The organism is Actinoplanes campanulatus, from assembly GCF_014647795.1.
In the GTDB taxonomy this organism is placed as follows: Bacteria; Actinomycetota; Actinomycetes; order Mycobacteriales; family Micromonosporaceae; genus Actinoplanes; species Actinoplanes campanulatus.
This window is the reverse complement of sequence record NZ_BMPW01000038.1, coordinates 1-14,035: the sequence shown is the minus strand read 5'-3', so window position 1 is coordinate 14,035 and position 14,035 is coordinate 1. Positions and strand designations below refer to the sequence as shown.

Genomic DNA, 14,035 nt, shown 5'->3' with positions numbered 1-14,035 from the left:
GGCAACAGCAATCGATGAAAAGGACGATCGACGTGACGGGTGAGAGCGGCGGACTGCTCGGACGACTGCGCATCGAGGGACCCGGCATGCCCGAGGCGCTCGCCCGGATCGCCGAGACGATCCTGGCCGACCCGGAGACGACCGCCCACCTGAGCATCGTCGACCTGGCCGAGCGTTCCGGGACCTCGACGGCGACGGTGACCCGGTTCAGCCGGACGCTCGGGTTCCGGGGCTACGCCAACCTGCGCGTGGCCGTCGCCACCGAGACCGGCCGGGCCGAGCAGGCCCGGTGGGACACCGACATCAGCGGCGACATCGCCCCCGGCGACGCGCTCACCGACGTGCTCGGGGTCGTCACCGCGGCCGACACCCGGGCCATCCAGGACACCGCGGCCGGCATCGACGTGGCCGCCGTCGAACGGGTCGCCGGCGCCATCGCCGCCGCCGGCCGGGTGGAGATCTTCGGCCTGGGCAGCAGCGGCACGTCGGCCCGGGAGATGGCGTTCCGGCTGGAGCGCATCCGCGTCCCGGTGTGGCACCGCACCGACTCGCACACCGCGCTGACCAACGCCGCCCTGCTCGGGCCGGGTGACGTGGCGATCGGGCTGTCGCACTCCGGCCGCACCCGGGAGGTCATCGAGACCCTCGCCGAAGCCGCCGACCACGGCGCGCTCACCGTGGCGGTCACCAGCTTCAGCCGTTCACCGCTGGCCGAGGTGGCCGACGTCGTCTTCTCCACGGTCGTGCAGGAGACCACCTTCCGCCTGGCGGCCCTCTCCTCGGTGCACTCCCAGCTCCTGATCCTCGACCTGATCTACGTGGCGGTCGCCCAGCGCACCTACGAGCGCACCGCCGAAGCCCTCGAACTCACCGTCCGCGCGGTCGAGGCCCACCGCCTCCCCGAGAAGTCGCCCACGCGACGGCGGCCGCGCCGGCAGAACCCCTCATGAGGAGCGCGCATGTCACATAAAAGGATCGCCGTCGCCGTCGCCACCGTGCTGAGCCTGGCCGCCTGTTCCGGTAACGGCGGAAACAGCGGAGGCGAGGGCAAGACGATCACCGTGTGGGTGATGGACGGTGACTACACCGACACCACCCTCCAGGCGATCAACAAGAGGTTCACCGAGGCCACGGGGGCGTCGGTGGACCTCCAGATCCAGCAGTGGGAAGGCATCACCACCAAGATCAGTACGGCGTTGTCGACCACCGGCACCCCGGACATCCTCGACCTCGGCAACACCCAGGTGCCCGGCTTCGCGGCCAGCGGTGGGCTGCTCGACCTCACCCCGTACCGGAATGATCTGAAACAAGGGCGGACCTGGCTGGCCGGCTTGGAGGACCCGGCCACGGTGGACGGCGCGCTCTACGCGGCGCCGGGCTTCGCCGGAGCGCGGGCGGTCATCTACAACAAGAAGACGTGGACCGCCGCCGGGATCACGGCCACGCCGAAGACGTACGCCGAGCTCACCGCCGCCCTCGACAAAATCGAAGCCGGGAACCCGGCCGCCGACTTCGCCCCGTTCTACCTGCCCGGCCAGTACTGGTTCGCCGGCCTGCAGTTCCTCTGGGACGCGGGCGGCGAGATCGCCACCCACGAGGGCGGCGCCTGGAAGGGCGGCTTCTCCACCCCGGCCGGGCAGAAGGGCCTGACCGAGTTCACGACCTTCCAGAACACCTACTCCACTCCCGCGTCCCGGACCCTGGACACCATCACGCCCGACCAGACGCAACTGTTCGCCGACGGCAAGACCTCCGCCATCCTCGCCACCAGCGGCTCGATCGGCCTGATCCAGAAGGCCAACCCGGCCATCAAGAACGAGGACATCGGCACCTTCCCGTTCCCCGGCACCTCCGGAAAGACGCAGCCGGTGATGCTCGGCGGCTCCGACTGGGGCATCGCCGCCAAGAGCGACGCCCACGACCTGGCCCTGCAATGGGTGAAGATCGCCGCGAGCCCGGCCGTGCAGGACGAGTTCGTCTTCGGCAATGACGGCTGGATCCCGAACAGCACCGAGGGCATCCAGGCCGCCCAGGCCAAGGGCCTCACCGAGCAGCAGCAGGGCTTCTTCGGCGGCGCCCTGTCCTCGAAGGCCACCCCCGCCGCCGCCCAGTGGCCCACCATCGAGGGCGACAAGAGCATCAACCAGGTGTTCTCCGCCGTCGCCTCCGGCGCCGAGACCCCCGAGGCCGCCGCGAAGGAGTTCGACGCCCACCTCGAATCCACCCTGGCCACCGGTCAGTGACCGCACGGCTCGACCGTAGGGACCTGGCTCCGCTGTGGCTGCTCAGCCCGGCGGGCCTGGTCCTGGCCGTGGTGACGCTCGCACCGATCGGCTTCCTGGTCTTCACCTCGTTCACCAGCTACAACCAGCGCACCCTGTTCACCGGCGTCTACACCTTCGTCGGCGCCGACCAGTACGCCAAACTGCTGGCAAGCCCCGCGTTCTGGGCCTCACTCGTACGGACCGTGCTGTTCACCGCGGCGATGGTGGCCGGCAGCGTACTGATCGGCATGGGTGTCTCCCACCTGCTCACCCGCCTGGGGCGAGCCTGGCGGCACACGGTGACCGTCGTCCTGATCGTCGCCTGGGCGATGCCCAACGTGGCGTCGTCGCTGGTCTGGAACTGGCTCTTCCAGCCCGGGTACGGCGTAGCCAACTGGATGCTCGCCCAGCTCCGGATCTTCGGCGACACCACCAGCCTCAACTGGGCACAGGACCCGGCACTGGCGTACGTCTCGATCTGGTTGTTGATCGTCTGGCAGGCGGTGCCGTTCATCGCGCTCACCCTGTACGCCGCCGAGACCCAGGTCCCGCACGAGTACAAGGAGGCGGCCCGCCTCGACGGCGCGAGCGAGTTCGCCGTCTACCGGATCGTGGTGCTGAACTTCCTGCGCCCGACCCTGCTGCTGGTGACCATCCTGTCGGTGATCTGGGACTACAACGTGTTCAACCAGATCTGGCTGATCTCGCGGGGCGGCCCCGGTGACGCCACGTCGACGCTGGGCGTCTACACGTACAAGACGGCTTTCGTCGGTTTCCAGATCGGACACGGCGCCGCGATCTCAGTGGTGACCACCGTGTTGCTGCTCGCCCTGACCGCCGTCTACATCCGCAACCTCCTGAGAGCGGGCGAGGACCTGTGAAGAACGCCGTCGCCGCCGTCTTCTGCCTGGTGTGGCTCTTCCCGGTCTACTGGATGGTCAACACCGCCCTCAAACCGCGCCCCGAGGTGATGACGCCGACCCCGCACTTCTGGCCGCACGAGCCGACCCTGAACAACTTCACCGCCGCCGTCACCCAACCGCAGTTCCTGACCGATCTGCGTAACAGCGTCGTCGTGGTCGCGGCGACCGTGCTGGCGTCCATCGTGCTCGGCATCTTCGCGGCCGCCGCGCTGTCCCGGTTCCGGTTCCGTGGCCGCCGGGCGATCATGGTCGTGATCCTGGCGGTGCAGATGCTGCCGGCCACCGCCATGCTCATCCCGCTGTTCACCATGTTCAACAGCCTCGACCTGCTCGGCACGTACCTCGCCCTGATCCTCGCCTACGTGGCGACCGTGCTGCCGTTCTCGATCTGGGTGATGCGCGGCTTCTTCGTCGCCATCCCGGCGGAGGTGGAGGAGGCCGCCCAGATCGACGGCGCGGGCACCTGGCGGATCCTGGTCAGCGTCCTGTTCCCGCTGGTCGCGCCGGGCGTGATCGCCACCGGCATCTTCGCGTTCATCGCCGCGTGGAACGACTACCTGATCGCCTACACGTTCATGCAGGACGAGAGCCGCTACACGCTGCCGGTGTGGCTGGCCTCGTTCACCAACCCGCACACCGGCACCGACTTCGGCGCGCAGATGGCCGCGTCGGTGCTCTTCTCCGTACCGGTGATCGTGTTCTTCCTGCTCATCCAGCGCAACCTGGTCGCCGGCATGTCCGCCGGCGCCGTGAAGGGCTGAGTCCGTTGCTCCTTCCCCGTCCGCTCACCGTCGTCCCCGGTCAGGGCGAGCTCGTCCTCGACCACCGCACCACCCTCGGCGCCCCGGCTTCCCTGGCCGGCGTTCTCGCCTCGTTGCAGGCGGCGCTGCGCCCGGCCACCGGATTGCCGCTTCGCGAGGCTTCCTCAGCCACCATCAGGCTCACTCTCGACGGCGCGCTCGGCGCCGAGGCATACCGGCTGCGGGTCACCCCGTCGTCGGTCACGGTCACCGGCGGCGCGCCGGTCGGCGTCTTCCACGGCTGCCAGGCGTTGCTCCAGCTCCTGCCGCCGGCCATCCACCGTCGTGCCCCGGTGGCCGGCGTCCGATGGTCGCTTCCGGCGATTCAGGTGTACGACCACCCGCGCTTCCCCTGGCGCGGCCTGATGCTCGACGTGGCCCGGCACTTCCTGCCCAAGCACGAGGTGCTGCGGATCATCGACCTGATGGCCCTGCACCGCCTCAACACCCTGCACCTGCACCTCACCGACGACCAGGGCTGGCGGGTCGAGATCCGCCGCTACCCCCGCCTTACCGAGGTCGGGTCGTGGCGGCGGGAGAGCCAGGCCGGCGCGTCCGGCGGCCGGCCCGACGGTCGCCCGCACGGCGGCTACTACACCCAGGACGACATCCGGGAGATCGTCGCCTACGCGGCCGACCGGTTCGTCACCGTGGTCCCGGAGATCGAAACGCCGGGTCACGTGCAGGCCGCGCTGGCCGCCTACCCCTCACTGGGGGTGACCGGCGAGCCGCTGGAGGTGTGGACCCGCTGGGGCGTCAACCGCAACGTCCTCAACGCCGAGGAGTCCACCGTCGCGTTCTTCACCGGCGTCCTCGACGAGATCATGGACCTGTTCCCGTCCCACCACATCGGCGTAGGCGGCGACGAATGCCCGCAGGACCAGTGGCTGGCCGACCCGCGCAGCCGGCAGCGGATGGCCGAACTGGGCGTCACCGACCTGCGGGCCTGGTTCGTGGGCCGGCTGGGCGCACACCTGACCGCCGCCGGCCGCCGCCCCTTCGGCTGGGACGAACTCCTCGAAGGCGACCCGGTCCCCGGCGCCGTGATCGCCTCCTGGCGCGGCACCGCCGGCGCGGTGACCGCCGCCCGCCGCGGCCACGACGTGGTCTCCTGCCCCGACGACATGGTCTACCTCGACTACCGCCAGTCGGAGCTCCCGACCGAGCCGATCCCGGTCTCCATCCCCCTGACCGTGCGCGACGTCTACGCCTTCGACCCGGTCCCACCCGCACTGAACGCCGACGAGGCCCGCCACATCCTCGGCGGCCAGGCCAACCTGTGGACCGAACACGCCGACTCCCCACGAACCGTCGACTACCTGCTCTTCCCCCGCCTGTGCGCGGTGGCCGAGGCCCTGTGGAGCCCACCCGGCGGCGACTACGCGGACTTCGACCGCCGCCTCACCCACCACGAGACACGGCTCGCCGCCTTCGGCGTCGAATACCGCCACCCCGACGGCCCGCACCCCTGGCAACAACGCCCCGGCATCCCGGGCCGCCCAGCCACCCGCGAACAACGGGCCGCCCACATAGCCCGCCTGGTGACAGCCTTCCAAAACCCATGATCCGGTACGCCGACGCGCCCCGCCCTGGGCGCCCCAGTGTGACCTACTGAAGGCTCTGCCGCATGGGGGTGTCCGGGCATATCAGGCAGACGAAGATGCGCAGCCGGGCAAAGCGGCCGACGGTGACGCCGGTGGGCGTGTGGTCGGTGTGCGAGGTCCGCAGATGGGACTCCTCGACGGGCAGCCAGGCATCGCCGCCACGGTTTTCGGTGGAGTCGATCGTCAGCAGTAGTTCCATCGGCCGGTGGCAGCGCGGGCAGTCCATCGGGCGTGGATCGCTGACCTCCCAACTCGGACAGCCGCCGACCTTCCATCCCGGCGCCTGCGAGACCGAGAAGTAGCTGTCCTCACCGAAGCCCCGGGTGTCGTCGAAGTCGCGGATCCGGCGTCCGAGCTCGTCCGGCAGCTCCTGCCACCAGGGATACTCGGTGACCTGTTCGGGATGCAGCACACACGGACGCGGCAGACGATCCTGGTCCCTCGCGACGACAGGCGCGGGAGCCACGTCGAGCGGGTCGACCACACTCGATGCGGTGCGCCATTTCAGCAGCATCGGCAGACCCGTCGGGGCGTCGGCGGGGTGATCGTTGGGGCACCACAGCACCTGCAGCACATCAGCACCGGAGGGACAACGAAGGTCGGGAACATCGGCGGCCCGGAGTTGCGCCACCGCCACCAGCGGACTCGCGGTCGGCTCCGACACGACCTCGGTGCCGAGAATGACGGTGCCGGCCTCGGTCGTCATGGTCCCGCGGAACCCGGGAACCCGCTCCGCCAGCCCCATCATCACCTCGGCGCTCGGCCTCATCAGCAAGGCGGCGAGGTGAGGCGGTACCGGGATCTCGGTCCGCACCACGTGCGGCCCAGGGCAGGCCGGCCACGGCTCATCCCTCGGCCACAGCAGCATCCCCCCGACGTGGCTGTCCGAAACGCTGGGCGTCCCCGGCCGCGGGTGCAGCCGCGTCGCCGTGCGCGCGAACGCCTCGACCCCGGGAAACATCCGTACGAGGTCAAGTGGTGGTACAGGCGATGTCAGCGGCACGGCGGGCAGCATACGCACCCCCGGACGGAAGCCTCGACGCCTCCGAACGTCGGCTCAGGCTCCGCCCCGATGAAGGCTACGGGCGTCTCAACCATTCAGGGGGCGCCCGGCGTTATGGATAGCGAGAGAGGGGTGATGCATGGGCGAGGTCGACGACGACTTCCATGAGTTCGTGGTGTACCGGTCGCCGGCGTTGTCCCGGGTCGCCTACCTGCTCACCGGGGATCACCACCTCGCCGAAGATCTCCTGCAGTCCGCTCTGGCCAGGGCCTTTCCGCGCTGGCGGCGGATCCGCGACGGAGACCCGGCGGCCTATGTCCGGCGGGTCATGTACCACCAGCACATCTCGTGGTGGCGGCGCCGGCGGGTGGTCGAGGTCCAGGGCTGGGAGGGGCTGGATCCGGCGGGGGCCGATTCGTCCGAAGCGAGCGCGTTGCGGCTGACACTTGCGGCGGCGTTGCGCCGGCTGACCCCGCGTCAGCGGGCTGTGCTCGTCCTGCGGTTCTACGAGGATCTCACCGAGGCACAGGTGGCCAGGGAATTGGGGCTCAGCGTGGGCACTGTCAAACGGCACGGGCACGACGGCCTGAGCCGGCTGCGGACGATCGCGCCGGAACTCATCGAGGCGGCGACGGACCGGGCGGAATCGGATGTCAGCACAGGGTGGAGGGCAGGATGACAGCGCGACTGCGGGAGGTGATGCGGGCGGCGGCGCAGGACGTCCCCACGTACGCCGTCCACGACCGGGCCCGGGCAGCAGCGCGGCGTACCCGCCGGCGGACGCTGGCCGCGACGGCGGCCGTCGCGGTGATCGGCGTGCTGCTGGTGCTGTGGAGCCCGATCGATCGGGCGCCGGGACCGGACCGGACCGCGGAGCAGCCCGCCGCGCTGCCCGACCGCATCGGTGTGCCGCCACCCGGGACGCTCCGTGTCACGGACCGACCGCGGCTCGAGCAGGCGGCCGTGCTGTTCAGCGGCGGCTACTCCGCCGGAACGTGCCCGTTCGTCGACGAGTGTGATGCGCTCACACTCGTCGACGCGCACACCGACCGGTACCGCCTCTTTCTCACCAGCATCCCGGAGGCCCCGGCAGGGCAGGAGGTCGTCCTGGCGGCCGACGGACGGCGCGTCGCCCACTCGGGCGGCTACATCGACGACCCGTATGTCAGGATCATCGAACTTCGTACCGGACAGACCCGGGACGTGCCGAGCGCGATCGAAGGAAGCGGCGGGTCCTTTCCGGTCAGCTGGTCGCGGGATGGGCGATGGATCGCCGTGCGGGACGTGATCAGTGCCGACCAGGACGGCGTCCCCGAGTCGATACTGTCCATCGTTGACCTCGACAGCGGACAGTGGCGAAGACTGGCCTCCGGCCCGACGATGGACGGTTTCAGCGTCGCGTTCGCACCGGACGGGCGGCGGTTCGCCTACCAGATCGCGGGGACAGTCACCGTCGCCGCACTGGACGGCTCGACGGCCGGCACGTCGTTCAGCGTATCGGACGATCAGGCGCTCGGCGGCAAAGGCGCGTGGACGCCCGACGGCCGGTCGCTGACGATCGTCGAGCGGCAGGGAGCTGACTGGACGCTGCGATACGTCGATCCCGTGACCGGCGCCGCGACGGGTGGCCCGGCGACCCCGGCCGTCACCGGGAGGACGGGGATCCGGCTGCTCGCCTGGCGCGAGGACGGGTCCGCGCTCATCGCCGCATTCGAGCCGAGTCCGGAATCAACCACCCGATTCGACAAGTCGTTGTCGCTGGACGAGCGGACCTACTACGGCGAGGTGCACCGCGTCGACCTGCTCGCCCTGACCCCGGGTGGCGCCGCGCCGACGACGGTGCTGTCGTCCGAGGACGGGGTGCTGGCCATCGACGTCGCCGACGACATCGCCGTCACCGGGCGGATGCGGGACGGCAACCCACCGAAAGGGTTCGGCCCGCGATTCTGGTTCTGGACCGGCTTGCCGATGGTCATCCTGGCATCCGTATATCTGTTCCGGCGACGCTGGGAGATCCTGTTCGGTCCATCGCGGTGGCAGTTCGAACTGGTCCGCCGCATCCGCTGAGCTCGGCGTTCGACCACCGCCCCCAACCCGCATCGCCCCGTTCTCGGCGGCCAGATTTGTTTCCGCTGGTTCGCCCTGTTCAGGAGTCGCTTCGACGATTCAGCGATAGCCGCAGCGGGTCGTCACCGTCGAGATACAGTAAGCCCTCGTTCTCAGCGGCTGCCAGCGCGTCGCGTACAGCTGTGTCGCTGACGAGAAGCCGCTTGGTCAGATCGTCGACGCTGGTCTCCAGCGGCAGCCGAGAAGTCCATCTCAACAGTGCTGCGATATCCCCGGCCACATCCGAGGGCCGGTCTCCCGTCTCGGAACTACGGGCAAGCCAGGCGGGCAGCTCTCTGACGGGGTCAGGCCAGAATTGGATCAGCCAGTAAAATCCGTCACCGTCAGCCGGTCGGCGTGCGATTCGTGTACGGAACCACTCGGTGTCGGTGAGGTGAAGATCGGCCTCGCCGTAACCGCCGGTCAGGTCAGTCAGGGTCAATTCGCCCGAGCTTGATCGGAACGGTGTCTCCAGGACGTCATCGAAGTCGGCGTGCTCGGCAGGGGGCAGCACGTCGTGCAGTTCAATACGCACGGTGTGGTCGGACAGATCGAAAGCCTGAGCGGCGATCCAGCCGGCGCCTGATCCGGCGAATGCCCCGGTCGGCATGTCTCCACGATCGCGATGATGCGGTATCTGTGGGTCCTCGTCCGGGTCCCACGCCTGGTTCGTGTCCGCGAGGATCAGAACTCCGTAGTCCGGATGGTAGTCGGCGGTTTCGAACGTACGCATCACAGCCACGCGGCCCAGGCTACAAAACGCTCGCCCGAGCCGGGCTCGGAAGCGCAAACCGGTAGCGGCCAGCCAGGGGCGCTGAACGCTGCCCGATCAGCGGCAAATGGGTGCTTTGCTCATGGTGACTGCCGTATGGGCCCGGCCGAACCTGGGTGACCGAGGCGCGCCAGGATGCGACGATCTGTCGCGTGAGCGGGCCAGGGTGGGACAACGCTGCATGGCAGCAAATCCGAAACTACGAACAATTCTGGACTCCGTTCGATGACCGCTTCCACTTCCGGCCGGGCACGGACTCCGCCACCTGGCCAGCGATCAAGGAGCCAGCCGGTTCGGTGACGTTCGACCTCAGTTCTGTCTTCGAACGTGCCGGCGGCTTCTCCGCCGGCGGGGGACGCGCTGAACGGACTGGTCACCGACAGCTACTGCGAGATGGCCCCGAAGTTCCTCGCGGCTCGGGTCGCCTCCCGCAGCCGCGAACATGATGGCCGCCTCGGCGGAGGCGGCCATCATTGGCTGTCAGTCACCTGGCTGGCGGGGTGTCACCACCCGGCCGTACCGGGCTTCTGCTCAGGCGACCTGGAAGGTGTGGCTGCGCAGCGCGTCTGCCCCGTTGCAATACGCGCTGCTGTAGGTCTCGCTGTGGGGCCGATCGTGTCGCCACACGCCGAACTTGGTGTACTTCTTGAAGTCGGCTTCCCTCAGGCAGTGGATCACGACGCGGATGTCGCCCTCGCCGGAAAGGCAGAAGGCAAGGGCTCCTTCGCCGCTGCCTGAGTGGACCGACACTCCCTCGCAGGATGCCGCGGCGGCCGGCGAACCGGTGCCGACCAGCGCGGCGGCGGTGATGGCCAGAACGGCCAGCGTAGAGCTGATGGTCTTTCGCAACGTTGCTCCTTGCTCGTCGACCGGCGCCCGGACGTCTGTCGCGAGCGCCAGCCGGGTGGTGTGCCGACTCCCTGAGTGAGTGGCGGCGCACCAGGCGCGACCCATGGCCGCGCCCGTCCCCCGGGATCTCGCGGCGGTTGCGCGAGGCCGAGAGCGTATCAATTTATCCATCGACATATGTGCCCATGCATGGACTCTCAGCGCATTCCACGCGATGTCCGCCGTCCGGGCGGCCGCCGGCCCACCGCGCCTCCTGTCAGTCTCGGTCTTTTCGCTTACGCGCACATCCATAATCATCATTCGACTAATTCGGTATGCGCGGTCGATTCCGTTTGTGGGCATGCTGGAGGCCCCGGCGCGGGGCCGGGTTCCTCTGTGAACGCTGGCCGGAGTGTGGGACGTGAGGTCAGCCGGTGGGCCGGGGCGGTGCGGCGAGGTTGCTGAACGCGCTGGTCAGAACGTCGGCCCAGGGCCAGCTGGCGGCGATGGCCAGGCGGGTTCGGCGGGTGATGCGGGCGGCGGCGCGCAACAGCCGGCAGCAGCCGCCACGCGGTGGTATCGGAGGCGACCGGCCCGAACAGGGCCTGCTGGTTACGCAGTACGCCAAGTCAGCGATGGCCTCACCGCCGTCGGCGATTATCACCGCCAGATCCACGGCGATGCGGCCCGGGTCGTGCCCGCGCTGCGCTGCCGCAGCCTGGTGAGGGCTTGTCGGATTCACTGAACTCAAGCATGAGAGGGCGTTACGGCAGGTCGAGAGCCGGGCTGCTACAGCAGCGGTCTACGGTGTCGTGGTGATCATCTCGGACTGGTCGGACGTACGTGATCGCCTGACCGCACTGTCCACCCATCCCAACGCGAACTCTGTCTTCGGAGCCAACGACCATCATTGGCGACTTGAACCTCCCGTCACCGAGCATGAGTTGGCGCGGGACCCGCATACGGCCTGTTTCCCCTCCGCCGTGTCGACGGCCGATGGCGTCACCTCGGTTGCGCCTACCGTGAGGCACTCGTGATCAGCGGGCCTGCACGTGGTCAGATGTGGGCGGACGACAGCGCCGACGACGGCGGATATCGACCACTGCACGAACCGGATAGAAGCCCGACGAGTTTCGCTCGCTGGTACCGCGGATGGCTTGAGCAGGCAGAGGAGCAGGCCCAAACCCGATAACCGCAACGCGGGCAAACGGCGATGGGGATGACATCTCGCCATGTCCGTATCGCGGCAGGCAGCGCCTGCGCCATCGAACCGGCTGGGTTCCCGACCGGCGAGTACAGCACGGTCGTCGCTGTCCCATGCGCGGGACGCGGATCACACGGAGCGAATCGCCCCATCAGTTCGCGCACGCTCGGCGGCAGGAGAGTTCATTTCGCGATCACGTTGTGGCTGTGCCGTCAAGGGAGGATCCCGTCCCGCTCAGCCGGAGCGCCGAATCTTGCGCATGAGCATCGCCCAGACCCCGTAGCCGGACCCGACGTCTCCGGTGATCACGCCTGCGGCCGAGCCCATGAACAGGGCGTTCGCGCAGTCCGGGCACACCTCGCGCCCAGTGACCGTCTTCTCGAACGGCTCGCGGACACTGCGACCACAGTCAGGGCAGTCCCGGCCTGATAATCCCATTCATGCCTCCTGCGATCGGGCTCCTGAGAGTACGACCATGCCGCACCCTGTGGGGCGATCATCGGCAGCGCCGAACGTCGGCGTCAACGTGGAGGCCAGCCGGCGTGCGGGCAGCGGCAGTAGAGGATGTTGGTACCGGCCCTTCGACATCATCGATCTTGGTGTCAGTGCATCACTGACTCGCGGCCTCTCCGCCATTTCGCCTGCAGTAGCGACGCCCGGACGGACCGGGCCTCTGACGCATCTGTGGGACGTACGCCAGCCGTCGTCTAAGGTTCGCTGTTGATGGGAACGACCTACGAAACTCTGCTGGTCGCCGCGGATTTCGACGCGACCTTGGATGCGCTGTGCGACCTCGGCGTCGTCGGGTTCGTGGTGCCGCTGACCGAGAATCGGGTGGCGGTGCTGCCTCCACCGGGCGAGAACTCGGACACCGCTCCGGTCGATCGGATCGGCGCGGAGCTGAGCGTGGCCCTCAACTGCATGACGCTGGCCATGTACGTCTTCGACTCAGACCTCGTCAGTTGCTACGTGATCCGTGACGGCGAGAAGATCCACTCCTACTTCTCCCACACGGACATGCTGGTGGAGTGGTACGAGGAGAACGGCGAGATGGTTGCGGAGCTGGACGGCGTCGTCTACCCGGCCGACCACGAGTTCCCGAAGGGGCCGAGAGGCGACGATCCCGAAGTGTTCGCCCCGTTCGCGGTCGGCCCGCCTGACCTGGACGCCATCGCCGCCGCTCTGCGAGACCAGGGCTCCTACGCGTTCACCATGGCCGAGGACCAACACTACGAAATTCTCGAGGCTCTTGGGCTTCCGACGGGGGCACTGACCACCTCGTACTGGGGCTTCTTTCCCGACAAACACCCGGGCGCTATCGAGCTGGTGCTCGACGATTTGGACTGATCAGTGAATCCGGTCGACGCCTAGTCGGGCACAGTCGATGTGCAGACCGTACTGCGGCGTCTCCCGCTGCACGACGACGATACGACGGAGCATGCGCGCTCCGCGGCAGTTGAGTAATTCTGCTTGAAAGGCATTTCGGCGCCGTTGCCACGCGACTGTCCAGGTAGCCTCAGCGGGGCATGCCGGGCGAAGGCAGACGGGAAAGTCCACTACTTAGCGTTTCGCTAACGACTGCGAGATAGGGCAAAGCCCACCGATCCCACGTCGCTTCTGTGTGACGCCAGATCGCCCGAAGTTGGCAGTGCGCCGAGCATTTGGCCAGAAGGCTGGACTTTGAAATCTCGCAGCGACGGATCTGTGCACCTGATCCAGAAGCGCATCAGGGCTGGCAGGAATCGAAATAGCGGCCCGCCTGAGTCAGCAGGAGAATTGCCATGAATCTCCGCTGAAACAATTGCATCAGCATAACCTCTCATCGGCAGATCCGTGAACTTGTCTGACAGGCCCGTGCCCTGTTGGCTGTGACGCAGCGTTACCCGGTCCGGCGCGGTGGTGACGCGGCTGGCACACGGTCGCGTCCGTATCGTATCGATGCTCGCTGTTGCGGCTGCAGCCCGCCGAACAGTTCGCGTCGCAGGACTACGACACCGACGCCAAGCTGACCGACAGCCTGGCCATGATGCTCGGTGGTTGTGGTTGTGGTTGTGGTTGTGGTTGTGGTCGTGCCGTGGCCAACAGCATGGCCATGGCGGGATACGGGCGGCGCATCGGTTTCACGGTGCTGAGATCGGCCGGCGGCACCCGATGGCAGTTGCTCGGCGTAGCGATCGGCGAGACCGGACTGCTGATGATGATCGGCTCGGTGTGGGGCCTTGTCGCCACCCTGCCACCGCTGGCCGGTGCCGCCTCGGCCTCAGCGCGGAATCAGCTGCCAGGTCGTGCTCAGGTATTGCCGTCGGCCGTTAGTGTCATCGCCTGTGAAGGTCTGGTCGGAACGCCCCAGAATGGCGGATGTCGAGTCGGTAGTGCGCGGCTATATTGGCCTGGTGCGAGCGGGCCGAGTGGACGACGCCGTCCAACTCGTTGATCACCCTTCCGTCCGGCACGTCCTTGCGTCACTGTGGCGCTGAGTTTCCCCCGGTTCGATGGAGCAGTTTTTCCTGCTACCGGCCGGTGGCAGGGGT

General features: G+C 68.2%; 15 protein-coding genes and 1 pseudogene. 10 read left to right on the top strand and 6 right to left on the bottom strand.

Annotated features, from left to right (window positions below; genetic code table 11):
- Positions 1-32: 32 nt before the first annotated feature.
- The 5 genes from IEZ13_RS43370 to IEZ13_RS43350 are packed head-to-tail and all read left to right on the top strand — an operon-like array spanning position 33 to position 5,552.
- Entirely contained in the window at positions 33-950 is a 918-nt protein-coding gene (locus IEZ13_RS43370) for a MurR/RpiR family transcriptional regulator (RefSeq protein ID WP_183227814.1), read from the top strand.
- A 9-nt stretch (positions 951-959) separates the two neighbouring features.
- Positions 960-2,243, top strand: coding sequence for an extracellular solute-binding protein (locus IEZ13_RS43365; RefSeq protein ID WP_183227815.1), 1,284 nt, complete (start codon positions 960-962; stop codon positions 2,241-2,243).
- On the top strand, positions 2,240-3,145 hold the full coding sequence (locus IEZ13_RS43360; protein ID WP_229795747.1) for a carbohydrate ABC transporter permease: 906 nt from the start codon (positions 2,240-2,242) through the stop codon (positions 3,143-3,145). Before IEZ13_RS43365 ends, IEZ13_RS43360 begins: the two co-directional genes overlap by 4 nt.
- The gene (locus IEZ13_RS43355) at positions 3,142-3,948 is read left to right on the top strand and encodes a carbohydrate ABC transporter permease (RefSeq protein WP_229795746.1); all 807 of its coding nucleotides are present in this window, start codon (positions 3,142-3,144) and stop codon (positions 3,946-3,948) included. Before IEZ13_RS43360 ends, IEZ13_RS43355 begins: the two co-directional genes overlap by 4 nt.
- Before the next feature lie 5 nt (positions 3,949-3,953).
- Positions 3,954-5,552 carry a beta-N-acetylhexosaminidase gene (locus IEZ13_RS43350; RefSeq protein ID WP_229795745.1) on the top strand — a complete coding sequence of 533 codons (1,599 nt, stop codon included), beginning with the start codon at positions 3,954-3,956 and terminating at the stop codon, positions 5,550-5,552.
- Between the two features lie 43 nt (positions 5,553-5,595).
- Here the strand turns inward: IEZ13_RS43350 and IEZ13_RS43345 are convergent, their stop codons facing one another.
- Complete coding sequence (locus IEZ13_RS43345; RefSeq protein ID WP_183227816.1) at positions 5,596-6,552, bottom strand: hypothetical protein; 957 nt, start codon at positions 6,550-6,552, stop codon at positions 5,596-5,598.
- Between the two features lie 181 nt (positions 6,553-6,733).
- On the opposite strand from IEZ13_RS43345, the gene IEZ13_RS43340 reads away from it, so the two are divergent.
- Positions 6,734-7,273: a SigE family RNA polymerase sigma factor gene (locus IEZ13_RS43340; RefSeq protein ID WP_183227817.1), complete on the top strand. Its 540-nt coding sequence runs from the start codon at positions 6,734-6,736 to the stop codon at positions 7,271-7,273.
- Positions 7,270-8,661 (top strand): WD40 repeat domain-containing protein, encoded by a 1,392-nt coding sequence (locus IEZ13_RS43335; RefSeq protein ID WP_183227818.1) that lies wholly within the window; start codon positions 7,270-7,272, stop codon positions 8,659-8,661. The genes IEZ13_RS43340 and IEZ13_RS43335 overlap by 4 nt, the downstream gene beginning before the upstream one ends.
- 79 nt (positions 8,662-8,740) lie before the next feature.
- Here IEZ13_RS43335 and IEZ13_RS43330 read toward each other — a convergent pair whose 3' ends face one another.
- The gene (locus tag IEZ13_RS43330) at positions 8,741-9,442 is read right to left on the bottom strand and encodes a hypothetical protein (RefSeq protein WP_183227819.1); all 702 of its coding nucleotides are present in this window, start codon (positions 9,440-9,442) and stop codon (positions 8,741-8,743) included.
- A gap of 146 nt (positions 9,443-9,588) precedes the next feature.
- Here IEZ13_RS43330 and IEZ13_RS48085 point away from each other — a divergent pair, with 146 nt between their 5' ends.
- On the top strand, positions 9,589-9,918 hold the full coding sequence (locus tag IEZ13_RS48085; RefSeq protein WP_203834161.1) for a DUF2716 domain-containing protein: 330 nt from the start codon (positions 9,589-9,591) through the stop codon (positions 9,916-9,918).
- 85 nt (positions 9,919-10,003) lie between these two features.
- On the opposite strand, the gene IEZ13_RS43320 is transcribed toward IEZ13_RS48085, so the two are convergent.
- The 4 genes and pseudogenes from IEZ13_RS43320 to IEZ13_RS43310 form a co-directional block, all read right to left on the bottom strand.
- Positions 10,004-10,321: a hypothetical protein gene (locus tag IEZ13_RS43320; protein ID WP_183227820.1), complete on the bottom strand. Its 318-nt coding sequence runs from the start codon at positions 10,319-10,321 to the stop codon at positions 10,004-10,006.
- 406 nt (positions 10,322-10,727) lie between these two features.
- The gene (locus IEZ13_RS47290) at positions 10,728-10,850 is read right to left on the bottom strand and encodes a transposase (RefSeq protein ID WP_221246386.1); all 123 of its coding nucleotides are present in this window, start codon (positions 10,848-10,850) and stop codon (positions 10,728-10,730) included.
- A 3-nt stretch (positions 10,851-10,853) separates the two neighbouring features.
- Positions 10,854-11,032 (bottom strand): annotated as a pseudogene (locus tag IEZ13_RS43315) (IS1380 family transposase); the annotation flags it as partial.
- 706 nt (positions 11,033-11,738) lie between these two features.
- Complete coding sequence (locus IEZ13_RS43310; RefSeq protein WP_183227821.1) at positions 11,739-11,942, bottom strand: hypothetical protein; 204 nt, start codon at positions 11,940-11,942, stop codon at positions 11,739-11,741.
- 285 nt (positions 11,943-12,227) lie between these two features.
- On the opposite strand from IEZ13_RS43310, the gene IEZ13_RS43305 reads away from it, so the two are divergent.
- Together IEZ13_RS43305 and IEZ13_RS43300 are read left to right on the top strand one after the other, a co-directional pair.
- The gene (locus IEZ13_RS43305) at positions 12,228-12,851 is read left to right on the top strand and encodes a hypothetical protein (protein ID WP_183227822.1); all 624 of its coding nucleotides are present in this window, start codon (positions 12,228-12,230) and stop codon (positions 12,849-12,851) included.
- Positions 12,852-13,452: 601 nt separating this feature from the next.
- Positions 13,453-13,938, top strand: coding sequence for an ABC transporter permease (locus IEZ13_RS43300; protein WP_183227823.1), 486 nt, complete (start codon positions 13,453-13,455; stop codon positions 13,936-13,938).
- The last annotated feature ends 97 nt before the right edge of the window (positions 13,939-14,035 follow it).